This is a genomic window from Arthrobacter terricola, from assembly GCF_004354015.1.
Classification (GTDB): Bacteria; Actinomycetota; Actinomycetes; order Actinomycetales; family Micrococcaceae; genus Arthrobacter; species Arthrobacter terricola.
Genome location: NZ_SMRU01000019.1, coordinates 55,153 through 81,114 on the forward strand (window position 1 = coordinate 55,153; position 25,962 = coordinate 81,114).

General features: G+C 62.4%; 22 protein-coding genes. 12 read left to right on the plus strand and 10 right to left on the minus strand.

The window, feature by feature from the left end:
• Positions 1–34: 34 nt before the first annotated feature.
• The 4 genes from E1809_RS16100 to E1809_RS16115 all read right to left on the minus strand — a co-directional run bounded on the left by E1809_RS16100 (position 35) and on the right by E1809_RS16115 (position 5,596).
• Positions 35–1,612, minus strand: coding sequence for a phytoene desaturase family protein (locus tag E1809_RS16100; RefSeq protein WP_133205254.1), 1,578 nt, complete (start codon positions 1,610–1,612; stop codon positions 35–37).
• Positions 1,613–1,627: 15 nt separating this feature from the next.
• Positions 1,628–3,367 (minus strand): flavin reductase, encoded by a 1,740-nt coding sequence (locus E1809_RS16105; protein ID WP_133205255.1) that lies wholly within the window; start codon positions 3,365–3,367, stop codon positions 1,628–1,630.
• Positions 3,368–3,413: 46 nt separating this feature from the next.
• The gene (locus tag E1809_RS16110) at positions 3,414–4,655 is read right to left on the minus strand and encodes a styrene monooxygenase/indole monooxygenase family protein (RefSeq protein ID WP_133205256.1); all 1,242 of its coding nucleotides are present in this window, start codon (positions 4,653–4,655) and stop codon (positions 3,414–3,416) included.
• A gap of 146 nt (positions 4,656–4,801) precedes the next feature.
• Positions 4,802–5,596 (minus strand): SDR family oxidoreductase, encoded by a 795-nt coding sequence (locus tag E1809_RS16115; protein ID WP_133205257.1) that lies wholly within the window; start codon positions 5,594–5,596, stop codon positions 4,802–4,804.
• A gap of 314 nt (positions 5,597–5,910) precedes the next feature.
• Here E1809_RS16115 and E1809_RS16120 point away from each other — a divergent pair, with 314 nt between their 5' ends.
• Both E1809_RS16120 and holA read left to right on the plus strand, forming a co-directional pair.
• On the plus strand, positions 5,911–6,894 hold the full coding sequence (locus E1809_RS16120) for an AraC family transcriptional regulator (RefSeq protein WP_133205258.1): 984 nt from the start codon (positions 5,911–5,913) through the stop codon (positions 6,892–6,894).
• 90 nt (positions 6,895–6,984) lie between these two features.
• Entirely contained in the window at positions 6,985–8,001 is a 1,017-nt protein-coding gene (gene holA / locus E1809_RS16125) for a DNA polymerase III subunit delta (RefSeq protein WP_133205259.1), read from the plus strand.
• 127 nt (positions 8,002–8,128) lie between these two features.
• On the opposite strand, the gene rpsT is transcribed toward holA, so the two are convergent.
• Together rpsT and E1809_RS16135 are read right to left on the minus strand one after the other, a co-directional pair.
• On the minus strand, positions 8,129–8,389 hold the full coding sequence (rpsT, locus tag E1809_RS16130; protein ID WP_133205260.1) for a 30S ribosomal protein S20: 261 nt from the start codon (positions 8,387–8,389) through the stop codon (positions 8,129–8,131).
• A 170-nt stretch (positions 8,390–8,559) separates the two neighbouring features.
• On the minus strand, positions 8,560–9,099 hold the full coding sequence (locus tag E1809_RS16135) for a type II toxin-antitoxin system PemK/MazF family toxin (protein WP_133205261.1): 540 nt from the start codon (positions 9,097–9,099) through the stop codon (positions 8,560–8,562).
• Between the two features lie 146 nt (positions 9,100–9,245).
• On the opposite strand from E1809_RS16135, the gene lepA reads away from it, so the two are divergent.
• Positions 9,246–11,099 carry a translation elongation factor 4 gene (lepA, locus tag E1809_RS16140; protein ID WP_133205262.1) on the plus strand — a complete coding sequence of 618 codons (1,854 nt, stop codon included), beginning with the start codon at positions 9,246–9,248 and terminating at the stop codon, positions 11,097–11,099.
• Between the two features lie 63 nt (positions 11,100–11,162).
• A complete protein-coding gene (gene hemW / locus E1809_RS16145; protein WP_133205263.1) occupies positions 11,163–12,392 on the plus strand; it encodes a radical SAM family heme chaperone HemW in 1,230 nt (409 codons plus the stop codon).
• A 62-nt stretch (positions 12,393–12,454) separates the two neighbouring features.
• Here hemW and E1809_RS16150 read toward each other — a convergent pair whose 3' ends face one another.
• Together E1809_RS16150 and E1809_RS16155 are read right to left on the minus strand one after the other, a co-directional pair.
• Positions 12,455–12,868: a DUF4870 domain-containing protein gene (locus tag E1809_RS16150; protein ID WP_133205264.1), complete on the minus strand. Its 414-nt coding sequence runs from the start codon at positions 12,866–12,868 to the stop codon at positions 12,455–12,457.
• 101 nt (positions 12,869–12,969) lie between these two features.
• Complete coding sequence (locus tag E1809_RS16155) at positions 12,970–13,830, minus strand: DUF3097 domain-containing protein (protein WP_133205265.1); 861 nt, start codon at positions 13,828–13,830, stop codon at positions 12,970–12,972.
• Positions 13,831–14,031: 201 nt separating this feature from the next.
• Between E1809_RS16155 and hrcA the strand changes: the two genes are divergently transcribed.
• From hrcA to E1809_RS16170, 3 genes are read left to right on the plus strand one after another with little or no spacing between them, the layout of a single operon-like run.
• Positions 14,032–15,045 carry a heat-inducible transcriptional repressor HrcA gene (hrcA, locus tag E1809_RS16160; protein WP_133205266.1) on the plus strand — a complete coding sequence of 338 codons (1,014 nt, stop codon included), beginning with the start codon at positions 14,032–14,034 and terminating at the stop codon, positions 15,043–15,045.
• A gap of 59 nt (positions 15,046–15,104) precedes the next feature.
• Positions 15,105–16,235 carry a molecular chaperone DnaJ gene (gene dnaJ, locus E1809_RS16165; protein WP_133205267.1) on the plus strand — a complete coding sequence of 377 codons (1,131 nt, stop codon included), beginning with the start codon at positions 15,105–15,107 and terminating at the stop codon, positions 16,233–16,235.
• A 2-nt stretch (positions 16,236–16,237) separates the two neighbouring features.
• The gene (locus E1809_RS16170) at positions 16,238–17,014 is read left to right on the plus strand and encodes a 16S rRNA (uracil(1498)-N(3))-methyltransferase (protein WP_133205268.1); all 777 of its coding nucleotides are present in this window, start codon (positions 16,238–16,240) and stop codon (positions 17,012–17,014) included.
• A 62-nt stretch (positions 17,015–17,076) separates the two neighbouring features.
• On the opposite strand, the gene E1809_RS16175 is transcribed toward E1809_RS16170, so the two are convergent.
• Entirely contained in the window at positions 17,077–17,946 is an 870-nt protein-coding gene (locus tag E1809_RS16175) for a GerMN domain-containing protein (protein ID WP_133205317.1), read from the minus strand.
• A 412-nt stretch (positions 17,947–18,358) separates the two neighbouring features.
• Between E1809_RS16175 and E1809_RS16180 the strand changes: the two genes are divergently transcribed.
• From E1809_RS16180 to E1809_RS16200, 5 genes are all read left to right on the plus strand, one after another.
• Positions 18,359–19,447 (plus strand): PhoH family protein, encoded by a 1,089-nt coding sequence (locus E1809_RS16180; RefSeq protein WP_133205269.1) that lies wholly within the window; start codon positions 18,359–18,361, stop codon positions 19,445–19,447.
• Complete coding sequence (gene ybeY / locus E1809_RS16185) at positions 19,444–19,917, plus strand: rRNA maturation RNase YbeY (RefSeq protein WP_133205270.1); 474 nt, start codon at positions 19,444–19,446, stop codon at positions 19,915–19,917. Before E1809_RS16180 ends, ybeY begins: the two co-directional genes overlap by 4 nt.
• Complete coding sequence (locus E1809_RS16190) at positions 19,914–21,245, plus strand: hemolysin family protein (protein WP_133205271.1); 1,332 nt, start codon at positions 19,914–19,916, stop codon at positions 21,243–21,245. The genes ybeY and E1809_RS16190 overlap by 4 nt, the downstream gene beginning before the upstream one ends.
• The gene (era, locus tag E1809_RS16195) at positions 21,229–22,191 is read left to right on the plus strand and encodes a GTPase Era (protein WP_133205272.1); all 963 of its coding nucleotides are present in this window, start codon (positions 21,229–21,231) and stop codon (positions 22,189–22,191) included. The genes E1809_RS16190 and era overlap by 17 nt, the downstream gene beginning before the upstream one ends.
• 165 nt (positions 22,192–22,356) lie before the next feature.
• Positions 22,357–23,832, plus strand: coding sequence for an LCP family protein (locus E1809_RS16200; RefSeq protein ID WP_205754215.1), 1,476 nt, complete (start codon positions 22,357–22,359; stop codon positions 23,830–23,832).
• 100 nt (positions 23,833–23,932) lie between these two features.
• On the opposite strand, the gene E1809_RS16205 is transcribed toward E1809_RS16200, so the two are convergent.
• Positions 23,933–25,885, minus strand: coding sequence for a M13 family metallopeptidase (locus E1809_RS16205; protein WP_133205274.1), 1,953 nt, complete (start codon positions 25,883–25,885; stop codon positions 23,933–23,935).
• Positions 25,886–25,962: the final 77 nt, after the last annotated feature.

Sequence of the window (25,962 nt, forward strand, 5' to 3'; positions counted from 1 at the left end):
GTCCTGATTGTTCTCCTATTGGTTTGACCGTGGTTCAGGTCAGTTTTTGGGCGACCAAATGGCCCGAACCGCCGGAAAGCCCCGGACCTGGGTGGGTCGAGGCACCGATGTGCCACAGCCCTTTGATCGAGGTTTTGTGATTTGCCGCCGAAGGGAATGGCCGCCACTGCAGGTTTTGGAAGAGCTCCGCCGATCCGCCATAGGGGTCGCCTTTCACGGCATTCGGGTTCTCTGCCGCAAGGTCCGTTGGTGCGATGATGTCCCAGGCCAGGACAGAGTCCCGGGTACCGGGTGCAAAGCGCTCAAGCCGGGACAGAACCCGCTCCATGTACTTTTCCTTGAGCTCCCGCGTCCAGCCGCAATCAACGGCGAGCAATCCAGCACCATCCCCGACAGGCTCAAAGGGCACCTCCTGCAGTTGCAGCCAGAGGGTGGCCTTCCCGGCGGGCGCCCGCGAAGGATCCAGAACGCACTGCTGACCAACCACCACGGTGGGCTCCGCCGGCAGCAGGCCTGCTTCGGCCTGTGCGCACGCGATCCCGGTGCTGTCCGAGCCGTTGCTCAAATGCACCAGGGGAACGGTATCCAGCCGCGAATCCAGCCATTTGACGGGCATGTCCAATGCAAGGTGGATCTGCATCGCACCCCGTCCATTCTGGTAGCGCGCCGCTGCTTCTGCGGCTCCTGCTGGCGGCTGGCGCAACAGCCTTGAGTACAGCGCTTGGGGAGAGACATTGGCCAGGACAGTGCGCGCCCGCACCACGCCGCGGCACGTCTTCACGCCGGAAACGCCCTTCGCGTCGACGAGTATCTCCTCGACCTCGGTGTCCACGAGGATGCGGACGCCCTTGTCCCGTAGAAGAGACTCGAACGCACGCACGAAGTTGGTTGCCCCGCCCTTGACCACCGGAAGCCCATGAGCGTGCATGCTCAAGGCCATGACCGGCAGCATGACACCGCCCGTTGACTGGTCAGGACCGAGACCGGCATGAAGCAGCCAAGGCGACCAGAGCTGGTCCGTCTCCCAGCCGTCGAACCGGCTCCTGAGGTAGTTGCGGCCACTCATGACCGCGTCCCTTAGGAAATCCTCCGTGTCCCGGAACCTTCCTCGCTTCAACGCCCCCAAGGCGATCTTCATGACTTCCCTGAACGAGCGCAGCTCCGCGCTGAAGGCCCCGAAAATGGTACCGGCATTGCGTCCCAAATCATCCAGCATTGCCAGGTACGCCGCCTCATCGCGAGGTGACTGCAGGGCGGTGGCTGTGCTTGCCGGGTCGCGGTACGCAATGACTACCTTGGGCGCGCCCGTCCCGGGATCGGCGGCCACGCTGGCCGTTACGGCCCCCTCGGTGTTGCAATACTCCAGTCCGCGGTCATGGAGTTCACCCTTCAAGACTTCGTAGGCTCCTCCGGAGACGAAAAGTGGATGCCATGAGGAGAAGGTGTCATGGATAAATCCAGGCAAAGTCCGTTCCGCTGAATCGATGAAACCGCCAAGCTTTTCCTTGCGTTCGATGAGGCAGACGCTCTTCCCCGCGAGGGCCAGTTCCGCGGCAGCTACCAGGGAATTGATACCTGACCCAATAATGGCAATCTCGGTGGAATGATCCATCGAGGGTTCCTTTCCTCAGAAGTCCGGGTGGTTTGCTGTGGCGTGGTATTTGCCACTATGGAACACGAGGGGTGATCCTCCGGTGTTCTCGTATTTCTCCACCTCGCCGACATAAATCACGTGGTCGCCGGCGTCATGGCGGGATACAGTCCTGCACTGGAAGGTGGCCACCGCTCCCTCCAATAGCGGAATCCCGGCAATTCCTTCCGAGGTTTCCGCGCCGGCAAACTTGTCGGTTGATGGTGTGGCGAATTGCCGTGACAACACGTGCTGGTCGCTGGCGAGGATGTTGATGGCGAAGTGGGTGGAATCCTCGAAATCCACAAGGCTCGGGGCCTTCTTGCTGGGGCACCACAGGACCAGTGGGGGTTCCATGGAAACCGAGGCAAAGGAGTTGGCTGTCATGCCCACCTTGCGACCGTCCGCGCCAAGCGTAGTGACCACGGTGACGCCAGTGGCGAACTGTCCGAGGGCGCTTCTGAAATCCCTGAGGTCGAAGACAGCTGAATCTTCTTCCTTCTGGGTCTGCACGAACTCTGAGGCAGCAGCAGGATCGAACCACCAAGGGTAGAAGGTGCGGGGATCATCGAAGCCCTCGGCGATCCTGGAGGCAAGCGCTTGGTGGCTCGAAGCCTCACTGAGCACCAACCTCTGGTGGTCCCGCCGCGGCTTGAGCATGTCGTTGGTCCACGCGACTGCCCACTGCCCCCACCCGCGCCAGAACTCATCGAACGTCTGTTCCATCCAGCCCCTGTCAAATGGCTGCTGGCCCCTGCGGAGGACGGAATCAAGATAGTAGCGGGCGGCCAAAGTGGCGTTGTTTGAACCCTGCCCAGTGAGGGGGTCGTTGAGGAGGACGGCGTCTCCCAGCCCGAAGACCAGTTCGCCATTCGCGAGTTCGCCAACCGCGGAGCGGACTGTAGGGGTAATCCGGCCCAGAAGCGTTGCTCCGGCATCGGTGAGGCTTGCGCCTGCAAAGTTCTTCGACTCGTGGGGGAAGAACTCATCCAGGATTTCCAATGAGCGGCTTAGCTGTTCTTCGGGCGTAGTTACATCAGTCCATCTATCCATGGGACCGCCAACAACGCCTTCGAAGACCATCATTTGGCACGGACCGGATACGGTCAGCCCGGGAAAGGTAAAGAACTCACCGACTCCGGGCACCACTGACATGCGGATACTGTCCGGGCGTTGTTCGTCAGCGGCCGAGGTGATTGAGACGTAGTTGAGGGCCAGGACCCTTTGCGGCCGATCAAAAGGGGACTTCGACTTGTCTTTGGGGAAAATCTGGCCGATTTCCCCTTTCCCGGTGCTGACGATGATGAGCTCATAGTCGCGTGAGAGTTCCTCCAGCATCCGCGGGGTCACCTTCTCTATCCGGAAGTCACCTCCGGCGGCAACGAAGGTCTCGATCCACGCAGCGCTTTTGATCCGCTGGTCAATCGAGTGGGCCGTCCCCTCCAAGGGGGCCCCCCACTCGATCCGCTCCGTTGCCGAATCGCCTTCAACGCGCAGTGTCAGCGCGTTGATTCCGGGGACGGTCCCGCCGTCGTAGAGGCCTGATAGCGCCGGACTGAGTTGCGCTTCCGCGGCGAGCGCGGTCGAGAACACGCATTGGCTGGACATGACCCTGCCCGTGCGGATCTGGGCTGCCGAGCGGTCGGAGAACAGGGTAATCGCATAGCCCTCGCGTTGTAGGCCCAGGGCCAGCTGCGCACCGGATTCACCAGCACCGACAATTGCGATTTTTCGCATCTTAGGTTTCCTTCATGACGGGATGTGAACGGTTAGGACGGGGCGGTCAGGACGCGGCCACGGAGGTCACGCTCTCCAGATATGCTGCGGCTTTGTCCGGGTACATGAACCATTCCTGGAAGTCCGGCGGGTTGTTGAAGCCGTTGGCGAAGCGGTGGGCGATTTCGGGTGACTGCCCGGCCGCGCCAAGAAGTTGAAGAACGTGGGGCGGCGGGGGCGCCAGCAGGGCGTTCGTCCACTGCGCAACATGCTGGGCATAGTTCCAGTATTTTTCGAACGTTGCCTGCATGAAGTCCGCGTCAAAGTCGCCTTCTTCGTGCTCCTTGATGCTCTGTAGGTAGGATGCAGCGCATTTGCTGGCATTGTTGGAGCCCTGCCCCGTGATGGGATCATTCAGGACGACGACGTCCGCCAGGCCAAGAACCTTCCGGCCGCTAGGCAGCGTCGCGATGGGGTGGCGGACGGTGGGCGCGAATCGGCCCTGCAGGAAACCATTGGGGTCGGTCAGTTCGACGTCGGCTGCGCGGTCAGCTTCCCAAGGCAGGAATGTCTCGAGGATGTTCTTGGACGTCTCCAGGTGTTCCTCGGCCGAGAGGCCTTTCCAGCAATCCATGGGTCCGCCGGGGACCCCTTCAAAAACCATGATTTCGCACGGACCGGTGGTGGTGAGGGCCGGGAAAGCGAAGTACTCGCCGACGCCGGGAATCAGGTTGAAAGAGACAGCAGAGAACTCCGGCCTTGGTTCCAGGCCCCTGACGTAGGTCAGGGCCAAGGCGCGTTGCGGAGCATCGTAGAAACTGCGGACGGCGTCGCGAGTAAAAAGCTGGGCAATCTCGCCCTTGCCTGCGGCAACGATCACCAGGTCAGAGTTGAGAGTGTAGCGTTCAAGGTCCTCTACGCCGGCGTCTTCGAAGATGAGTTCGCCCCCTTGGGACACAAACTCCTCCATGAACCGGGGAAATTTGACCCGCTGGTCGATGGATTTCGCCGGGTTGTCCAGACGGGATGCCCAGTTGATGGCCTTTTGTCCCGGGACCTCCGGATGCGGGATGGTGAAGGAGATCCCGTCGACAGTTGGGGCATCAGGCCAGAAATCCAGCCCGAACCTCCTTTCGTGTTCCAGGGCATCATGGAAGATGCATTGGCTTGAGGAGACTTTGCCTTCGTGGATTTCTTCCGCGGTGCGGTTGGAGATTGTGGTTACTGCGAATCCTGCATTCAACAAGCCGATTCCAAGCTGCAGGCCTGACTGCCCGGCTCCGACGATGGTGATGTGGCGCTGTGTCATAGTGTTGCCCTTGTCTCTCTACTGTCTCGGCATCCGTGGATGTATGGGGGAGTGGCGATTTGGCCCGGTCTCCGGGCAGGCTCGGGAAAGATTTGCTCCCATCCCGGGAGGCCCATGTGCACGACCGTGATCGCGTTCATTTGTCGTCACCTCGTTTCGGCGGCGAGTAAGGGGATGGTTTCTTCGGCGCGTTCCGGACCCAATGCGGAGTACCCGCCGTCGACCGCCCAATCAGCGCCCGTCACGAAGCTCGCCGCGTCGCTGGCGAGGAAGGCGACGACAGCTCCGATCTCTTCGGGCCGTCCCACCCTCTTCAGGACGTGGAAGGGGGCCGCCACGGCGTCCGTTTTGTCGAGGCTTCCATTGCTCAGTGAATCCATGATGTTGCTCCAAACCCATCCCGGACTGACCGAGTTGACTCGGATGTGGTCTTCGGCAAAATCTACTGCCATGCTCCGGGTCAGCTGGACGAGCGCGGCCTTGCTGGCGGGGTAGAGCCAGCGTCCCGTCTGGGCAACGGAACTGGAAATCGAGGTGAAGTTGATGATCGCTCCGTGCTGCGAGGCCCTCAGGTAGGGCCGTACTGCCGTGCTTGCCATCACGGCGCTGACCAGGTTCACGTTCAGTGCCTCGAGCCAGTCGCCGCGGTTGGATCCTGCACCGTCATCTTTGTATGTGCAGGCGAGGTTGACCAGGATATCGATGCCACCATACAGCGCCGCGGTGTCCTTCATGAGCCGGGAAACTGCAGCGTCATCCGTGATATCCGTGTGAGAAAAACTGATGCCCCCATCCAAGGAGTCGAGCTGGGCGCCGCCTTTGGCATCAATATCGGCTACAACCACAGTGGCCCCTGCCTCGCGCAGCGCTGTGACGACGCCCTGGCCGATCTTGGTTACTCCGCCTGTGACGATAGCGGTCCTGCCTGAGAGTCCTGACATGGTCAACCCTTTCATTGTGATGATCTGGTGTCTGTTCCACATGACGCTCGTCATGCCCGGTGGAGCGGTTACTTGCCAGCGAGCCTGGGAGTTGGCTTTGGATGAGTCCGTTCCCATTCCATGCGGCGCTCGTGTACGAGTTTGACGTTCTTCATCTCGCTGCTCACCTCTTCCAACGGGATGTTGTTATAGCTTTTCCGTGACCTGCGTCATACTTGTTCTAAAAGTGACTCTATTCACGCCCCGGAACCCGGTATATCCAGTTGGCGCAGGGCGCATCCAAAAAACGCAAACGAGGAAGTCAGGTGCGCGAGATGGCGAGGATTCTCCCGCGCGACGTCCTAAGAGGCCGCCCAACCGTCGTCGCAACCGATGTTGACGATGCTCACCAAAGGATTGCTGAGCTGTTTTGTGGCCACGACCTTGTTCCGCAAGCGCATGTGAAGTCCGTTGACATGAAGCTTCGGTCCCTCCACCGCGGTGATGTTGGGATTGAGTACCTTGATTACGGTGCAGAAGTGCGAATTAACCCGGAGGGCCTGGAGGACTTCCATCTGGTCCAGATTCCCCTCGCTGGACACGCACGTTTGAATGTGGGCTCTGAAACCGTGGACTCCAGCCCCAGAATGGCGACTGTTCCCCCGGTCGACCGCCCGTTCTCTATGACTTGGGACAGCGGAACACCGCATTTGATCGTTTACATCAAGCGCATCGCCCTCGCCTCAGTCGCCACGCAGCTATACGGCGAAAAGGCGCGGGACGGCGTGCCCCTTGGCTATGCGCTCGACCTTGCAGCTTCTCCTGGACGCGCGTTCTTGAGGTCGGTTGTGGAACTCCATGACGACATGATCAGCCAGGGCTCCAGCACTGCCCCCGTCTTTGTTCAGCAACTGCTCGTGGATACCATGCTGTCCCGTTTGCTCATGGCGATGGAGGGGGCGCCCGATGGAGGCGAAGGCGGCAACACGGATTCCAAAAGCCTGCTGATCCGAAGATTCCGGGAGCTACTGGAACGGCACGCCTCGGAAGAGCTTGCGGTCCCCGACATCGCCGAGAATCTGGGGGTTTCCGTACGGACCCTTCAGTCGGCCCTGCGCTCCGAGCTCGGCGCAACACCGTCTGAGGTCTTGCGGAGCGTACGACTGGACCGGGCGCGTGAAATGCTCCTCGCGGCCGAGCCGGGCCAGGAGACCATTGTTTCGATAGCCGAACGCTGCGGGTTCTCCCACCAGGGACGCTTTTCAGCCCTTTACCTGGATGCCTTCGGCGAGCTGCCCTCCGTGAGCCTTCGGCGGTAGCCGTGTCCGACGTCGTTGGGGGATCACCACGCGGTCTGCCCGACGTGGGAGACTGGGACTCTGCGAAAAACCATCTGGAAGGAAGCGACATTGGCTGCTGCCCAGGCCTCCAAGGCGAAAACTCCCGCGGCGAACACAGTCAGTTGGAGGGACGCCGCACCGTCCGCCGTCGTACTGGTCACCGGCCCGGAGGAGTACCTCGGAATCCGTGCCATGGACAGGATCCGCTCCCAGGTGCGTACGGTCTCGCCGAACGTCGAAGTCACCAAGCTCAATGCCGGAAGCTACGAATCCGGCACCCTTTCGATGGCCGTGTCCCCGTCGCTGTTCGACGAAGCGAAACTCATCGAAGTCGAAGGCTTGGAATCGATGAACGACGCTTTCCTCGCCGACGCATTGGCATACCTCGCGCAGCCGGAAAACGACGTCGTCGTGGTTCTTCGCCACGCCGGCGGCGTACGCGGCAAGAAGCTCCTGGATACGATCAAGTCATCGGGATGGCCCGTTGTGGACTGCCAACCACTGAAGAAGGACGCCGAGAAGACGGCCTTCGTCGTGGCTGAATTCAAAGCGGGGAGCCGGCGCATCGACGCCGAGGCAGTCCAAGCCCTCGTCAACGCAGTGGGAGCCAGCCTTTCCGAACTAGCTGCGGCTTGCAGCCAGCTGATCTCGGACTCCACAACGGCAGTGGACGCAGCAACTGTGGAGCGCTACTACGGGGGACGCGTCGAAGCCACTGCATTCAAGGTGGCAGATGCTGCCATGGCCGGCAACGGTCCGCTCGCCCTCTCAAGCCTCCGTCATGCCCTCGCCACCGGGGTAGATCCGGTGCCCCTGGTTGCCGCGCTTGCCGCCAAGCTTCGCACCCTCGCGAAGGTGGCGGGAGCGCAGGGGTCATCGGCGCACATCGCGAGGCAGCTTGGAATGCAACCCTGGCTTGTAGAACAGGCCCAACGGGACGTCCGGCGCTGGACTCCTGAGGGCCTGATCCGATCCATCCAGGTCACCGCGGAGGCAGATGCGCAGGTCAAAGGGCTGTCACGGGATCCGGTGTACGCCGTCGAACACGCAGTGACTGTCATCGCCACCTCGGCCAGGGGCCGCTGAGCTGCAACCCGGCCACCAGGCCCTGCCAGCGTCGCCCCCCTGACAGCGCCGCAGCGCCGTTAAATAAGCGAGGCCGGTACCCATCGGGTACCGGCCTCGCCTTCAGCTCAGTCGAACTGGAAAAACCTTAGAGTGCGCTGACCTTCTTGGAGATCGCGGACTTGCGGTTTGCAGCGTTGTTCTTGTGAATAACGCCTTTGCTGACAGCCTTGTCCAGCTTACGGCTGGCAGCAACAAGAGCCTTGGTAGCGGCTTCCTTGTCCGTGGACTCAACGGCAGTGTTGACGGCGCGGATGGCCGTCTTCAGCGCAGACTTGACAGCGTTGTTACGCAGGCGAGCCTTTTCGTTGGTGAGGATGCGCTTCTTCTGGGACTTGATATTAGCCACGTGTGTGAACTCTCTTGTTAATGCGGAAATGGTCTAGAGGGTTGTCAGGTTGGCCATCGACTGAGCGGCGTGGGGATGCCTATGGCAGCCAACCATGAGTGCCCGTCGACCTGCACGGACACACAGCCATAAATATTAGCAGACCCGGTGCCATTCCACGGATATTCCAGCTAGGCGGGATCGTGTCGTGCGCCCAGCCCGCGGGCCACGAGCTGGAATGTCCGCTTGTCCAGGACAGCGCCTTCCCGCCGTACGGACGACGGGTCCAGGCGTATCACCCGGTCAATCTTGACCTCGCTTGCGCGTCCGCGCGGATCCCAAGGACCGGCACCGATGTCCACGTAGTCGTCCGCGTGCCGCCCGTTGTCATGGTCCTTGCTGGTGAGCATCAGCCCCAGCAGCCACCCGCCGTCGTGACCTATCAGGAGGACCGGCCTGTCCTTCCCTTGCGAGTAGTCCTCTTCGTAGGGGACCCACGACCAGACGATCTCTCCGGGGTCGGGTTTCCCGTCGGGCCGGGGGGAGTAGCTCGGTGAGACGCGGCCACGGAAGTCGCCAGGATAGGGACGCGTACCGTGCCCGACGCCGGTCCCCGCGACCTGGCCGGGCTTTGTTGCGGGCCGTGTTCCGGCCGGGGATCCCGCGATCCGTCGAAGGTAGCCGAGGGAACCTTTGAGGAGCCTGCCGAGCAAGCTTTTGTTTGACGCCATGGCACCACCGTACTTTCGGCTGTATCACAATGCACAAGCGGCGCCATCTTCATGGGAGACTATAGGTTCAGATAAACGGCACGTGCCGGGCTGGTCCACACCAGTCCGGGGTTCAGCCGTGTGAGTGTCGACAGTAAGGACCCTGCGTGTCTCCCATGGCCCGCACCGCACCGGTGCCCGCCGCGACAGATCCGGCCATCATCCGGAACTTCTGCATCATCGCCCACATCGACCACGGCAAATCGACCCTGGCCGACCGCATGCTGCAGTTCACCGGCGTCGTCAAGCCCCGCGACATGAAGGCCCAGTACCTGGACCGCATGGATATCGAACGGGAACGCGGCATCACCATCAAGTCCCAAGCGGTCCGCATGCCGTGGGAACTCGACGGAACCAGCTATGCCCTGAATATGATCGACACTCCCGGCCACGTGGACTTCACGTACGAGGTTTCCCGCTCGCTCGCTGCGTGCGAAGGCGCGATTCTCCTGGTGGATGCGGCACAGGGCATCGAAGCCCAGACCCTCGCCAACCTCTACTTGGCGATGGAGAACAACCTCACCATCATTCCGGTACTCAACAAGATCGACCTTCCCGCCGCACAGCCGGAGAAGTACGCCGCAGAACTCGCCAACCTCATTGGCGGCGACCCTGAGGACGTTCTGCGCGTCTCGGGGAAGACGGGCGTTGGCGTGGAGGAGCTCCTGGACAAGATCGTCCGCGACCTCCCCGCTCCCGTGGGCGATGCCAACGCGCCGGCCCGTGCCATGATCTTCGACTCGGTCTACGACACCTATCGGGGCGTCGTCACCTACGTCCGGGTGGTGGATGGCATGCTGCACCCGCGCGAGCGGATCCAAATGATGTCCACCAAGGCAACCCACGAACTCCTGGAAATCGGCGTAAGTTCCCCGGAGCCCACTCCCTCCAAGGGCCTTGGCGTGGGTGAAGTCGGTTACCTCATCACGGGTGTGAAGGACGTTCGCCAGTCCAAGGTTGGCGATACCGTGACCAACCAGGCCAAGCCGGCTGCCAAGTCTTTGAGCGGCTACGCGGACGCCAAGCCGATGGTCTTCTCCGGCCTCTATCCGCTGGACGGAACGGACTACCCGGTACTCCGCGATGCGCTGGAGAAGCTGATGCTCAACGACGCCGCCTTGATCTACGAACCTGAGACCTCGGCCGCGCTTGGCTTCGGTTTCCGCGTAGGCTTCCTGGGGCTGTTGCACCTGGAAATCACCCGTGAACGGCTCGAGCGCGAGTACAACCTGGACCTCATTTCCACGGCCCCCAACGTGGAATACGAAGTAACTCTCGAGGACAAAAAGGTCGTCCACGTCACGAACCCCAGCGAGTACCCCGTAGGGAAGGTCGCTGAAGTCCGCGAACCGATGGTTTCGGCCACGATCCTCGCTCCCAACGAATTCGTTGGGGCCATCATGGAATTGTGCCAGAGCCGGCGTGGAGTCATGGGTGGCATGGACTACCTTTCCGAAGACCGGGTGGAAATCCGCTACCGCCTTCCGCTTGCCGAGATCGTGTTCGATTTCTTCGACATCCTCAAGTCGAAAACACGCGGCTACGGCTCGCTTGACTGGAAGGCCGACGGCGAACAGGTCGCCGATCTCGTCAAGGTGGACATCATGCTCCAAGGCGAGCAGGTTGACGCGTTCAGTGCCATCACCCACAGGGAAAAGGCGTACGCGTACGGCGTCATGATGACAACCAAACTGCGCGAGCTCATTCCGCGCCAGCAGTTCGAGGTGCCTATCCAGGCTGCGATCGGATCGCGCATCATTGCGAGGGAAAGCATCCGGGCAATCCGCAAGGACGTCCTTGCCAAGTGCTACGGCGGTGACATCACCCGTAAGCGCAAACTTCTGGAAAAGCAGAAGGAAGGCAAGAAGCGGATGAAGATGGTGGGTCGCGTCGAGGTTCCGCAGGAGGCGTTCATCGCAGCCCTGACCACGGACGAGTCGAAGGACAAGGCCAAGAAGTAATGCGGTTCGTCGCCCACACCGCCGGGCAGCCGCGCTGCGCGGAACGGGCACATGGAGGACACTTTGCCTAGCGTTTTGCCGCTCGGCGATCCGGCACCTGTGGACGGCCTGTTGCCGCCGCAGGTGCTCGACGGCGTAGGGTCGCGCAAGTTCGGGCTCTATGTGCACATCCCGTTCTGCGCGGTGCGCTGCGGCTACTGCGACTTCAATACCTACACGGCCACCGAGCTCGGCGGCGGGGCATCCCAAGCGGCGTATGCGTCGACGGCAGTCTCGGAAGTGGAGTTCGCGTCCCGCGCGCTGAACGCTTCGGGTCTGCCGCACCGGCCCTTGAGCACCGTGTTCTTCGGCGGCGGCACTCCCACGCTCCTGCCTGCTGAAGACCTCGCACGGATCCTCGGTGCCGCCGTCGGGCAGTGGGGCCTTGAGCCGGGAGCCGAAGTCACAACGGAAGCCAACCCGGACTCGGTCACCCGGGAGTCGCTCCAGCTGCTCGCGGACGCGGGCTTCACCAGGGTGTCCTTCGGGATGCAGTCGGCCGTTCCGCACGTGCTCAAAGTCCTGGACCGCACTCACACACCAAGCCGGGTTCCGCTGGTGGTCCAATGGGCGCGCGACGCGGGCCTTGCGGTGAGCCTCGACCTCATCTACGGAACTCCGGGCGAGTCGATGGCGGACTGGCGGACGTCGCTGGAAACTGCCCTGTCCTACGAACCGGACCACATCAGTGCCTATGCGCTCATCGTCGAAGACGGAACCAAGTTGGCAGCCCAGATCCGGCGCGGAGAAGTTCCGCAGATCGACGACGACGACCACGCCGCCAAGTATGAACTCGCCGATCAGCTGATCAGCGAGGCCGGCCTGGATTGGTACGAGGTCAGTAATTGGTCGCGTTCTCCCGAACAGGCCTGCAGGCACAACCTTGCGTATTGGCGTGGAGACGACTGGTGGGGCATCGGCCCCGGCGCCCATTCGCACGTCGGCGGCGTCCGCTGGTGGAATGTCAAACACCCCGCCGCCTACGCCAATCGGCTAGGGGAAGGCGTGTCACCGGCGGCCGGACGCGAAACGCTCGACGCCGGAACGCGCGAAGTGGAGCGCATCATGCTGGAGGCGCGGCTCGGCTCCGGCCTTGAGGTCGATGCCTTGGACAAGGTCGGTCGGCATGCTGTGGCCGGGCTGATCGCCGATGCATTGGTGGAACCTGCGGCAGCTTTCCAAGGCCGCTTGGTGCTGACCCTCAAAGGACGCTTGCTGGCCGACGCGGTTGTGCGTCGTATCCTTCCGGACTGACTCAAGCCCTCAGCTGGTGGCACCGCCCGAGGGACTGGTGCCACCCAGCCGGCAATCTTCCGCTACTTGATCCAGCGGAGGTTGAAGCGGTAGCGGTGGGGCTGGCCGTGGTTGACGCGGATCCCTGCGGATACCGAAAAGCACGCCAGGGCGACCCAGATGCCCGTCGCAATGACCGCGAACACGTTTCCGACCACGGGGAGCATGACCAGGAGGTTGGCGAGCACCGCGGCAACCGTGGGCGGCAGGCTGAAGTTCAACGCTTCCTTGGATTCCTGTGCCGTGAAAGGCCCGCGCTCACGGAAGATCAGGTAGATCAAGAGCGATGGCACGCAGCCAAGGATCCCGCCGAAGTGCGCGAGTGTTGCCCATTGGCGGTCCTCCGTGGCCGTCAACGGCAATGCATTGGCAGGAACGCCGTGGTACTGGGATTGGCCCGCTGAGGCATCCCGTTCGTCAGGAGCGTTGTCTGCCACTGTTTCTTCCTTCGGGTATCTGTCGGTGCGATGTTGCTGTCCCAGAATACTTGGTCGGCGCGAAATCAGGGGACCAACCCGGCAGAATCCGCATATGGCGATCAGGAAGTCGGTGCGGTCAGGAAGTCGATGACTTCCTCCACCCGGCCCAAGAGGGACGCTTCCAAGTCGGCATAGCTCCTCACGGCGCCGAGGAGTTTCTGCCAGCCAAGCCCGATATCCTCGGCCGTCTCATGCGGCCAGCCGAACGATTTCAGGATGCCTGTCTTCCAATCCGTGCCGCGTGCGATAGTGGGCCACTGCTCGATTCCCAGGACCTTGGGTCGGATGGCTTGCCATACGTCCACATAGGGATGGCCGACGATCAGGACATTTCCCGCGGCCCCTGGCAGCGTCATGGCGTCGGCGGCGATCCGGGACTCTTTGGAGTCCGGGACGAGGTGATCCACCAGGATGCCCAGCTTTCGGCCCGGGCCGGGGGAAAATTCTGCAATGGCAGACTTGAGGTCGTCCACGCCGTGGAGGGGTTCGACGACGATTCCCTCCACGCGGAGGTCGTCTCCCCAGACTTTCTCAACCAGTTCGGCGTCGTGCTTTCCTTCGACCCAGATGCGGCTCGCTTTCGCGACCTGGGCGCGCTGGCCCGCTACCCGAACCGATCCCGACGCCGTGCGGCCCGGTTGCTTCCCCACGGCGCCGGTCGCACGTGGCGCCGGAGGCAAGAGCTTCACCGCTTCCCCGTCCAGCAGGAACCCGAAACCGAGCTGGAAGGATTTGTTCTTCCCCCTACGGTCCTCCAAGACGACAACGTGCATGCCGCCGGACTTTTCGATCCTTGTGACGGCGCCGACCCACCCGGACTGGACGTCCTCGAGGACCATTCCCCGCTCCACGGGGACCTCGCGTAGTTGCCGTTTGGCTGGCTTTGCCAAGTCCTGCGGGCCCCAATTGTCATACGACACGGTCTTCACACCACTTTGCGCTAGGGATCGATCGGGATCCGGAACATTTCCGCCGGATCGCGCGGGAATCATGTTCGCCGCAAGCGGTACCAATGCTAACAACGCGGCGGCTCATACTAGACTTGTTAGCACTTGGGCATGTTGAGTGCTAATGGTTGAATACCCGTTGTCGAATACCGGGTCATTGAGTGGAGGTGGGGAGTGAGCGAGCCACGCAAGCTTGAAGTGTTGCGCGCCATCGTGGAGGACTACGTCCACTCCCGCGAGCCCGTCGGTTCCAAAGCGTTGGTGGAACGCCATCATCTGGGCGTATCAAGCGCCACCATCCGTAACGACATGGCCCTCCTGGAAGAGGAAGGCCTCATCGCTGCGCCGCACACAAGTGCCGGGCGGATACCCACCGACAAGGGCTACCGCCTGTTCGTCGACCGCATCTCCGAGGTCAAGCCTCTTTCACCGGCGGAACGGCGCGCCATCCATTCCCTGCTTGCGGGCCCGGACGACGTCGAAGACATCCTTGAGCGGACGGTCCGGCTCCTGTCGCAACTGACCAACCAGGTCGCCGTCGTGCAGTACCCGCACATCAGCCGCGCGCGCGTACGCCACATCGAGTTTGTCCTCTTGGCACCGCGCCAGGTTCTCGTAGTGCTGATCGCCGATACCGGCAAGGTTGAACAGGGCGTCGTCCAATCCGGCGCGGATACCTCGGACGAAGACCTCATGACATTGCGCTCCCGGTTCCTCGGAAGCATCGCAGGATCACAGCTGGACCTCATGCCGCAGGTCCTGCCATCGGTTGTCGCGTTGTGCCCGCCGGGCCTTCGCGGCTTGGCCGGCACCCTCGCCCACGGCCTGGAGCGTCTGGCTGACAGGAGCCGGGACGAGCGCATGGTCATGGCCGGAACCGCGAACCTGGCCCGCTCCAATGTGGACTTTCCGCTCAGCATCGGCCCCGTCCTCGAAGCACTCGAGGAACAGGTGGTCATGCTGCGCTTGCTCTCCGACATGGCCGAAGACCCGCGGGGTGTCACTGTCAGCATCGGCCGCGAGAACCCTTATGACGGTCTTTCCGAGGCCTCCGTCGTGGCGACGGGCTACGGTCCTGACAGCAGCGCCAAGATCGGCATTCTTGGGCCCACGAGGATGGACTACCCCAGCACCATGGCGGCAGTCCGTGCCGTCGCACGCTACCTTTCCCGGATTCTGGGCGGCTGAGTTTCCACGGAAACCCCGTTCGCAAGAAAACGCAATTCAACAAGGAAGAGATAACGACTTTGAGCAGCCACTATGACGTTCTAGGCGTCTCGCCGGAAGCGACAGGCGAGGAGATCAAGAAGGCTTACCGCAAGCTCGCCCGGAAGCTGCACCCTGACGTGAACCCGGGGGAAGGCGCCGCTGAGGAATTCAAAGCCGTGACCCACGCCTACGAAGTCCTCTCCGACCCCCAGAAGCGCCGCGTTTACGACGCCACGGGCAACGAAAACGGCACGGACAACGGCTTTGGAGGCGGCTACGCCGGCCAGGGATTCGCCTTCCAGGACATTTTCGACACGTTCTTCGGCGGAGGCGGCGGGGGCATGCACGGACCCGCGTCCCGCGTGCGACGCGGCCAGGACGCCTTGATCAGTGTCCGCATCGATCTCCGCGAAGCTGTTTTCGGTGTGAACAAGAAACTTGAAGTGGACACCGCGGTGGTTTGCCCCACGTGTGAAGGTTCCTGCTGCCGCCCGGGCACCCACCCGGAACGCTGCGATATCTGTGGCGGGTCCGGCCAGGTCCAGCGCGCGGTGCGTTCGATCCTCGGACAGGTCATGACCGCCGCCCCCTGTGGATCCTGCGAAGGCTTCGGCACGATCATCAAGGATCCTTGCAACGAGTGCAACGGCCAGGGCCGCATCCGCAGCCGCCGCTCCTTGACCGTCAAGGTTCCGGGAGGCGTGGCTACCGGCACCCGGATCCAGCTTTCCGGACAAGGCGAGGCAGGACCAGCCGGTGGCCCTCCGGGCGACCTTTACGTCGAGATCCGGGTCAACGCGGACGCTACCTACATGCGTGAAGGCGACGATCTCCATGCCACCCTGAGCGTTCCCATGACCGCCGCGGCCTTGGGCACCGAGCTTCAGCTGGATACCTTCGATGGTCCCCAGGAGATCGACGTCAAGGCTGGTACACAGGCAGGCGAAGTCATTACTTTGCGCGGGCTCGGCGTCACCCACCTTCGCGGCTACGGCAGGGGAGACCTCAAGGTGCACCTGCACGTCGAAACGCCGGTGAAGATCGACGCCGCCCAGGAGGACCTGCTTCGCCAACTCGCCAAGTTGCGGGGGGAGCAGTTCACCGAGGGGAAGCTCGTGGCGAGCGGCGGTGTGTTCGCCAAGCTCCGGGACAAGCTCGGTAACCTGTAGCGGTGAGCAACCCCGTATTTTTTACGCCGGAGGGAACCCTGAACGGATTGCGGCCGGGTGATTCCTTCGTGCTCGACGGCTCCGAGGCCAAGCACGCCGTCACGGTCAAGCGCCTCGAAGTAGGCGAAAGCGTCGATATCGTCGACGGCGCCGGGACGCGGCTCGTTGGAAGCGTCACGGCAGCGGGCCAGGGCAGCCTCACGGTGCTTGCCGTGGATGTGCGGGAAGAGCCGCAGCCCGCGGTCCGGCTAGTTTTGGTGCAGGCCCTCGCGAAGGGCGATCGCGACGAGCTTGCAGTCGAAACGGCGACGGAACTCGGGATTGACGCCGTGGTTCCGTGGCAGTCCGAGCGTTCGATTGTGCGCTGGAAGGGGGAACGGGCCGCGAAGTCGCACGCGAAGTGGCAATCCGTAGCTGCGGCGGCCGCCAAGCAGGCCAGGCGCGCCTGGATTCCCGAGGTTCGTGCCGCCGTCGACGGTTCCGGCCTGGCGTCGGCAGTTGCCGCTGCCGACCTCGCGATCATCCTCCACGAAGACGCGAAGCGCCCCTTGCGCGATGTCTTGGAAGATTGGAACGGCCGGACTTCGCATGGCGGTGCCGGGGCGGCGCGGGAGGTCTTGCTTATCGTTGGACCCGAAGGCGGCATTTCGCCAAGGGAAGTGACCAAACTGAGCGACGCCGGAGCGGTTACGGCCTTGCTGGGCCACCATGTCCTTCGTTCATCGACGGCGGGACCGGCAGCCGTCGTCCTGGCGAGTGACATCCTCGGCCGCTGGTAGCAGAAGCGCGGTTCGGTAAAAGAACCCCGACGGCGGCAACCCGCCTGCCGCGATTGGGGCGGCTAGCGGACGTTGAATGAACGGGTGTCCGTCCCGACGTCGGAATTGTTGGCGCCCACGATGGAGACCCGCAATTCATATCGGCCGGCTCCAAGGCCCACCGTAAAGCTGAACGCCCCGGGTTGATCGGGAGCATTGGATGCCGAAGTCTGCCCTGCCAAGTAGGACGACTTATCGCCGTTGGAGTTTTCCTTCAGGATCTGCCAGTGCAGTTTCTTCGATGGATCCGTGCTCCGGCCGTTAAACTTCACGGGGCCAGACCCCAGGGTCATGTCCTCCTGCGGATCGATGATCCAGACCGGAGCTACCACTGAGGCGTCCCGGACCATCGGATCCCCGAGTTTGACCTGGCCGAATGCCATGTAGTTGGTGTGCCCGTCAACAAGGATAGTGACCTGGATCTGTTGACTGGTGTCGATCAACCCCGCACTGGCCGCAGCGGCGGTGGCAGTGTAGACGAGTTGTTGGACCGCCTTCTGGGCCGCGTCGGCGTCGAGGTTCGAATTGAATGCATCGCGCGATACGTCAACTGTGACCACGTTCTTACCGGAGATCGAGGTCGCGAGGTCGCTCGGGTTTTGCCACGGGGTGAAGAAATCGTGGTCCAGCGGTTTCTGGGACATCATGATCCGAAGGGCGGTGGTGACCGGATTTTCATTGCCCGGATTGTCACGAAACTCGCGGTACAGGTAGGTATCGTCGCCGCTCTTGCCGATCCAGTACACGGGAACCTTGTTCGACGCCTGGGTGGTTTCGAGGGGAGCGTTGCTGGCCGGAGCGGCTTGGAGGGCCAGTGACGAGGCGGGGCTCGTCGTGGTTCCCGGACCGCTGCGCTCGGCGACACACCCCGTCAGCAAAAGGGCAGCCACCACGGAGCCCGCAAGCGCGGCGGAACGCTTCCGCTTGCTCCGGGCCTGGGGACATTCGGCTGGCCTTGTGATGATGGTTCCTGCTCGTCGGGCGCCGGGGCGCGGGAATAGCGTCTCCGCAAAAACGGGGAGCCGGGCTGTTTTGCCCACAAATCAGCTTGTCACAGTCTCCACGCCGGACATCGGCATTTCGACGGTCTGCCTTCGAACTGCAACCCGATTGATACGTGGCCGATGCGGAGTTGATATCAAAGGGGTCGGAAGGCGCCCCGGGCGCGACATTGACAGTGGCTGGCGTAGGATTGAAATCACTTCCGAGCCCGTAATGCAGGCCTATCCGGCGAACGGGACTTCGAGAAGAACATCGAGGCACACGTACCCAAACCGGAGGAGCACAGGCCGCAAGGCCAGCACTATGACAGAGTCATTGAACGGGCGGCCCCGGGCCGGCAGCGTTGATACAGGTCCGGCAGAGTTTCCACACTCAGTACCGGGCGCCCGGACGGAAGTTGTTGTATTCGACAACTCTGATCAGATGGTTCAGACGCTAGGCAGCCATGACGAAGCCTTGCGCTACATCGAAGCCCAGTTCCCGGGAGTCGACTTCCATGTGCGGGGCAATGAGCTCTCCTTCAGCGGTCCTTCCAGCGATGTTCCCCGGATCATGCGCCTCCTGGAGGAAGTGCGCGGCCTTGTCCGCAAGGGAACCGTCATCACGCCTGATGTCCTGCAGCAGCTCGTTTCCTTGCTGCGGAGCCAAACCTTGCAGAATCCCGTCGATGTCCTGACGCACAACATCCTTTCCAGCCGAGGCAGGACGATCCGGCCGAAAACCCTCAACCAGAAGGGTTACGTCGATGCCATCGACGACAACACCGTGATCTTCGGCATCGGGCCGGCCGGTACAGGCAAGACCTACCTCGCAGTGGCCAAAGCGGTCCAGGCCCTGCAGCTCAAGGAAGTCAGCCGGATCATCCTCACGCGACCCGCCGTCGAGGCAGGGGAGCGGCTCGGTTTCCTGCCTGGAACGCTAAGCGACAAGATCGACCCGTACTTGCGTCCGCTGTACGACGCACTGCACGACATGATCGATCCCGAGTCGATTCCGCGCCTGATGGCAGCGGGAACCATCGAGGTTGCGCCCCTCGCGTATATGCGCGGCCGCACCCTCAACGACGCATTCATCATCCTCGACGAAGCCCAAAACACCACCGCGGAACAAATGAAGATGTTCCTCACGCGGCTTGGTTTCGGTTCCAAAATGGTCGTTACGGGGGACATCACGCAGGTGGACCTGCCCTTCGGCGCCACTTCAGGCCTTCGCATCGTCGAGGAGATCCTCAGCGGAATCGAGGACGTGAACTTCACCATGCTGGACGCGTCCGACGTCGTCCGTCACCGCTTGGTGGCCGACATCGTCTCGGCGTACAGCCGCTGGGACGAAAAACACCGGGTACGTGCACAGCACACGCCCACGCACGACAAACGGGGAGAACGCCGATGAGTATCGAAGTCAACAACGAATCCGGCGTCCAGGTCGACGAAGCGCAATTGGTGACGCTTTCGCGATTCATTTTCGAACGCCTCTACATCCACCCGCAGGCCGAACTATCGATCCTGCTCGTGGACGAACCCGCCATGGAAAAGCTCCACATTGAGCTCATGGACGAACCCGGCGCCACTGATGTCCTGTCCGTTCCCATGGACGAATTAACGCCGGGAACACCCGGGAAGCAGACTCCCCAAGGCATGCTTGGGGACATCGCAATCTGCCCCCAAGTAGCCGAGGTACAGGCACGAAACGCGGGGCATTCGACGCAAGACGAGATGCTCCTGCTTTGCACCCATGGAATCCTGCACCTCCTTGGCTTCGACCATGCCGAACCGGAGGAGAAGGAAGAAATGTTCGGCCTCCAGCGTGAGCTGCTCTCCGCGTTCCTCGGTAAGGACGCCCCCATGGAGACTATGCAGTGACCTCGATCATCCTGGTCGGCATGGCGTTGGTGTTCTTGAGTTTCGTCGCCTTGCTGACCGCGGCGGAGGCTGCGTTCAACTTTCTGCCACGCCATGAGGCAGAACAAGCCATCGTCAAAAGCAGGGGCAATTCCCTGCGCAGCATCCTCGCCCAACCCGTCGCCCACATTCGCGCCTTGAGGTTCTGGCGCATCTGGTTCGAGATGGCGTCCGCCGTGGCCGTAGCCGTGGTCATCCGCAGCCTCCTGGACAACGTATGGCTTGCCGGGCTGGCGGCGACCGGCATCATGGCCGTGATCGGTTTCGTGTTGGTCGGCGTTTCTCCACGGCAGCTCGGACGTGCCCATTCCGCGGGGATCGTCCGCTTTTCGGCCCCGCTCATCAGGTTCCTCTGCTGGATCCTCGGCCCCATTCCGGCGTGGTTGGTGGCCATCGGCGTCGCGGTTGCTCCCGGAGCGCCGAGCGGCGACGACGCCTTCTTCAGCGAAGAAGAATTCCGTGAGCTCGTGGACCGCGCCACTGAGTCGGACATGATCGAAGACAGCGAGGCGGAACTTATCCAGTCGGTCTTCGATTTCGGCGACACGCTGGTCCGCTCCGTTATGGTTCCGCGCACGGATATCGTCAGCATCGACTCCGGATCGAGCCTGGAGCAGGCCATGGCTTTGTTCCTTCGTTCGGGCTATTCGAGGATCCCGGTCATTGGAGAGAACGCCGATCAGATCCGTGGAATCCTCTACCTGAAGGACGTTGCCGCGGCATTGCACCGCCCCGAACAGACTTCCGGCCGGCAGGACGTCGATTCCCTTGTGCGCGAGGCCCGCTTCGTGCCGGAATCCAAGCCCGTCAGCGATCTCCTCAGCGAGCTCCAGCAGGAAACCACCCATGTTGCAGTGGTCATCGACGAATACGGCGGAACAGCAGGACTCGTGACGCTCGAGGACCTCATCGAAGAGATCGTCGGCGAAATCGTGGACGAATACGACGCCACCGCTGCGGAAGTCATCGACCTTGGCAACGGAACATACCGTGTCAGCTCCAGGATGAGTATCGATGACCTCGGGGAACTTTTCGATATCGACCTCGACGACGACGAGGTGGACACCGTGGGCGGCCTCATGGCCAAAGCACTCGGGAAGGTGCCGATCGTGGGCAGCGCCGTGGAAATCAGCGGGATCTCCCTCAAAGCCGATAGGCTGGAAGGCCGGCGGAACCGGGTAAGCCATATCATTGCGGCAGCCATTCCAAAAGAAGACACTGACCTTGAAGACCTTCTCGACGAGGGCGACACAACGCAACAGGGAGTTCCACGTGAGCAAGCACAATAAGAAGCTCGACGCCGATCAGGACTTTGGCGGCTTCCACGCAGGATTCTCTGTCCTTGTCGGGCGGCCGAACGCGGGCAAATCGACCCTTACCAACGCTTTGGTGGGCCAAAAGGTGGCGATCACGTCCGCCAAGCCGCAAACCACCCGGCACACCATCCGGGGAATCGTCCATCGCGAAGATGCCCAGCTGATCCTCGTCGACACGCCCGGCTTGCACCGTCCGCGCACCCTTCTTGGCAAGCGGCTCAACGACCTCGTAGCCGACACCCTTTCCGAAGTGGATGCCATCGGTTTCTGTTTGCCCGCCAACGAGAAAATCGGACCCGGCGACAAGTACATCGCGGCCCAGCTCGCCGCCGTCGGCCGCAAGCCGGTTGTCGCTATCGTGACCAAAACCGACCTCGTGGACCGGCAAGCCCTGACCGAGCAGCTTTTGGCGGTGGCGGAACTCGGCCGTGAAGTCCTCGGCGAACAGGGCTGGGCGGACATCGTTCCGGTGTCCGCGGCCGACGGCTTCCAGGTAAGCACTGTGGCTGACGTCCTCATCGGCCACATGCCGTCCTCTCCGCCGCTTTACCCGGACGGGGAGCTGACGGATGAGCCCGAGGCCGTCATGGTGGCGGAGCTCATCCGCGAGGCCGCCCTGGAAGGCGTCCGCGACGAGCTTCCGCACTCCTTGGCCGTCGTCGTTGAGGAGATTGTTCCCCGCGAGGGCCGCTCGGAAGACAACCCGCTGCTCGATGTCCGCGTCAACCTTTACGTCGAACGGCCGTCCCAAAAGGCCATCATCATCGGAAAAGGCGGAAGCCGCTTGCGTGAGGTGGGCACGAACGCCCGCAAGGGGATCGAAGCCCTCCTCGGAACCAGGATCTACCTGGACCTCCACGTCAAAGTAGCCAAGGATTGGCAGCGCGACCCGAAGCAACTTGTGAAGCTGGGATTCTAGCGGCGGGAATTTCCCGGTGCCGCCCCGTAAAATGGTGCGAATCCCATTTTCCGAGGAAAGGTTGAGCGAGTAGTGCGACGCCGCGATGCGCGCGTGGACAAGCCCGGCACCAAAGGTGCACCCGGCCGTACACGCCACGGGGAAGCCTCCGGCACCCCCCGCCACATGAACGCTCTCAAGCAGCTTCCGCTCTGGCTCAGGATTTCGGCAGCGACGGTGTCCATCCTCGTCGTCGGCGGAATCGCTTTCGCCGCCTACTGGGTGTACCGCTTGCAGTCGAACATCAGCAAGGCCCCTTTGACGGCCGGTGCCGTCCGGACCGAGGCCGCTGTCAACGATGCCACCGACCGTTTGCAGATCCTCATTCTCGGCTCCGACACGAGGGACGGGAAGAACTCCGAATACGGTTCCGCTCGGGACTCCACAGGCTACGGCCAATCGGACGTCATGATGCTGCTGGACATCTCCGCGGACAATAAGCGGGTCAGCCTTACCAGCATCCCCCGCGACCTCCTGGTCAACGTGCCCTCATGCACAGACCCCAAAACGCACACGGTCTTCCCGGCGCACTCGGACGTGATGATCAACTCGGCCATGGCAGAGGCTGGCATCGGTTGTGCCGTGGACACAGTGAACCAGCTCACCGGGCTGGAAATCGACCACTTCATGATGGCGGACTTCAACGCCGTCAAGGAGCTCTCCAACGCAGTGGGCGGGGTGGATGTCTGCGTGAGCGACGCCGTCTACGACCCCGACTCCGGCCTCCGATTGCCGAAAGGTACCTCCAAAGTCCAAGGTGAGCAGGCCTTGGCCTTCCTGCGCACCCGCCATGGCTTTGGCGACGGAAGCGACCTTGGCCGGATCCAAGCCCAGCAAGGCTTCCTGTCCTCGTTGACGCGCAAGATCAAGTCGGACGGCACGCTCGCCAATCCGCAAAGCCTTCTGTCGATCGCCGACGTCGTGACGAAGAACCTGACCGTGGACGACGGCCTGGCCTCCGTGCAGGCGCTCCTGACGATCGGCAGCCGGCTCAAGGACGTTGACCTTTCGAAGGTTGCCTTCGTCTCGGTTCCCACCGAGCCTGCCGCGATCGATCCCAACAGGCTCCAACTGGTTCAACCGCAGGCCACCCAGTTGTTCGCGGCCATGAGGGCGAACCTGGACCTCACCAACCCCGGAGCTACCGCAGCCCCGACCGCCAGTGCCACGCCGTCCGCGGCACCGTCCAGCGCTGCGCCCGTGCCCAGTACCCCGGCTGCTCCGGCCTACGACAAGGCCCTCCAGACGGTCAACGTCGCCGACGGAACCGGAATAGCCTCGCGAGGCGAGGAAATTGCCTCGGCGCTGATTTCCGGTGGTTTCACCAAAGCCGGCCACTTCCTCGCGGCCGGTGTTGGCAAGACCGTCGTTTACTACGGGGCCGGTAATGCGGACGTCGCGTCGGATGTAGCAACCATGTTGGGGATTCCGGCTTCGCAAATCGAGCCAGCCACCGGTGTCGCGGGCGTGCAGGTTTACATCGGCACAGACTTCGATTCCGGCACCAAGTACGGGGTCGCCTCGGTTCCGGCCGACGTCGTCAAGCAGACGGCCAATGACTCCAAGTGCCAGGCAGTCAATCCTTACAACATCGCGAGGTAGCCTGGACGGCGAACGCCTCCATGCAAAAAGGGAAGGAGGGGCAATCGCCCCTCCTTCCCTTTTGCATGGCGCACTGTGGTGCCCTTGCGTCGCTGATCCGCTACCAGATACTGACGCGGTCCTCGGGCGACAACCACATTCCGTCTCCGTCTTCGACGGCAAACGCCTCGTGGTATGAATCGAGGTTCTTGGCGATGGCATTCGTCCGGAACTCGTTGGGGGAGTGCGGATCGGTGGCCACCCGCCTGATGGCTTCCTCGGGCCGGATCACCTGGCGCCAGCCGGCAGCCCAAGACATGAAGAAGCGCTGCTGTCCGGTCAGGCCTTCCAAAACAGGCGGTTCAGCGCCGTCGAGGCTCAGGAGGTAGGCCTTGTACGCAATTGTCAGCCCGCCGAGGTCACCGATATTCTCGCCCAGCGTGAGTTTGCCGTTGACCTTGTGATCCGGGGCCGCGTAGGGGGCAAGGGCATCGAACTGGGCCACGAGCTTGGCAGCCAGTTCATCGAAGGCCTTGCGGTCTTCTTCGGTCCACCAGTTCCGCAGCGCCCCACTTCCGTCGAATTGGGAGCCTTGGTCGTCGAACCCGTGGCCGATCTCGTGGCCGATGATGGCACCGATGCCGCCGTAGTTGACGGCGTCATCCGCATCAGCGGTGAAGAAAGGCGGCTGCAGGATGGCGGCCGGGAAGACAATCTCGTTCAACATCGGGTGGTAGTACGCGTTGACGGTCTGCGGCGTCATGAGCCACTTGTTCAGGTCCACCGGCTTGCCCACCTCATCGAGGTGGCGGTCGACGTCGGCATTATGCGCCCGCTCGACGTTCCCCAACAGGTCGTTGGGGTCGATCTCGACGGCGGAATAGTCGATCCACTCGTCGGGGAAGCCGATCTTGGGCCGGAATGCCTCAAGCTTCTTCAAGGCTTCGGCCTTGGTTTCCTCGCCCATCCAGTCGAGCGCGGTGATGCTTTGGCGATACGCCTCAATGAGCTTGGACACGAGGACCTGCATGCGCGCTTTGTATCCTTCGGGGAAATGGCGCTCCACGTAGATTTGCCCCACGGCTTCGCCGAGGGCGGCTTCGACGACGGCGACACCTCGCTTCCAGCGGTCCTTGTTCTGCGGTGTGCCACTCAGCGTGGTGCCGTAGAAGTCGAAATTGGTGTCGACGAAGACTGATGACAAGTAGGGAGCGGCAGCGTTAAGCACACGCAGGGCGAGCCATTCCTGCCAGGTTCCCAAGGGTTCCGAGCCGACCAGGGCGGCGGCACCGGCGAAAAAGTCCGGAGTGCTGACAACGAGTTCGGCGAATTTCTCTTCCCCGATGCGGGCGGCGTCGAACCAGGAGTCCAAGTAGGGGAAGAGTTCCCGGCTCTCGTCCGCGGTCTTGAGGTTGTAGGTCTTCTGCGGATCGCGCAGCGTGACGTTGTCCCAGTGGTGGGAAGCCAGGGCCTTCTCGAACGCGACAACCCTGCCAGCGGCAGCATCGCCGTCTGGGACGCCTGCCAAACCGAAGAGTTTGGCGACGTACTTTCCGTAGGCGGCCACAATGTCCGCGAACTTTTCCTCACGGTAATAGGACTCGTCCGGAAGGCCCAGGCCGCCTTGCCCGATGTACAGGAGGACGCGGTCCGGGTTCCCGGCGTCGGGTGCCGGGTAGATGGAGAAGAGCCCTGAGACGTCGGAGCGGAAAAGCCGGCCGGTCAAGGCGACGACTTCAGCCGGCGAGGTGGTGGCGAAAACCTCGTCAAGGCGGGCACGGATCGGATCCAGGCCCTTGGTTTCAGTGGCTTCTTCGTCCATGAAGCTGTTGTAGAGCCCTCCGACCTTCCGCTCGATGCCGCTGGCTTCCTCGCCCTTGGCCGCGGCCTCTTCGATGATTGCCCGCACTGCCAGTTCGGAACCGTCGCGCAGGGCGGTGAAGGTTCCTTCCAAGGGACGGTCGTCGGGAATGACGGTTGACTTCAGCCACGCGCCGTTGACGTGCTGGTAGAGGTCGTCCTGGGGCCGAACGCTTTCATCGATGTTGGACAGAGTAATCCCCGATTGTGGCACATGAACTCCTTCGGACGACGCAGCGCAGCTGGTTCCCCACCATCGCCGCGTCTGCATAGTGGACGTTGCTTCAGGTA

Bases quoted from the DNA above. Each gene is read 5' to 3' on its own strand.
- E1809_RS16110 (WP_133205256.1), bottom strand. From the start codon at position 4,655: ATGACACAGCGCCACATCACCATCGTCGGAGCCGGGCAGTCAGGCCTG.
- ybeY (WP_133205270.1), top strand. From the start codon at position 19,444: ATGAGTATCGAAGTCAACAACGAATCCGGCGTCCAGGTCGACGAAGCG.
- E1809_RS16120 (WP_133205258.1), top strand. From the start codon at position 5,911: ATGGCGAGGATTCTCCCGCGCGACGTCCTAAGAGGCCGCCCAACCGTC.
- E1809_RS16115 (WP_133205257.1), bottom strand. From the start codon at position 5,596: ATGTCAGGACTCTCAGGCAGGACCGCTATCGTCACAGGCGGAGTAACC.
- E1809_RS16180 (WP_133205269.1), top strand. From the start codon at position 18,359: ATGACAGAGTCATTGAACGGGCGGCCCCGGGCCGGCAGCGTTGATACA.
- E1809_RS16135 (WP_133205261.1), bottom strand. From the start codon at position 9,099: ATGGCGTCAAACAAAAGCTTGCTCGGCAGGCTCCTCAAAGGTTCCCTC.
- E1809_RS16100 (WP_133205254.1), bottom strand. From the start codon at position 1,612: ATGGATCATTCCACCGAGATTGCCATTATTGGGTCAGGTATCAATTCC.
- E1809_RS16200 (WP_205754215.1), top strand. From the start codon at position 22,357: ATGAACGCTCTCAAGCAGCTTCCGCTCTGGCTCAGGATTTCGGCAGCG.
- E1809_RS16105 (WP_133205255.1), bottom strand. From the start codon at position 3,367: ATGCGAAAAATCGCAATTGTCGGTGCTGGTGAATCCGGTGCGCAGCTG.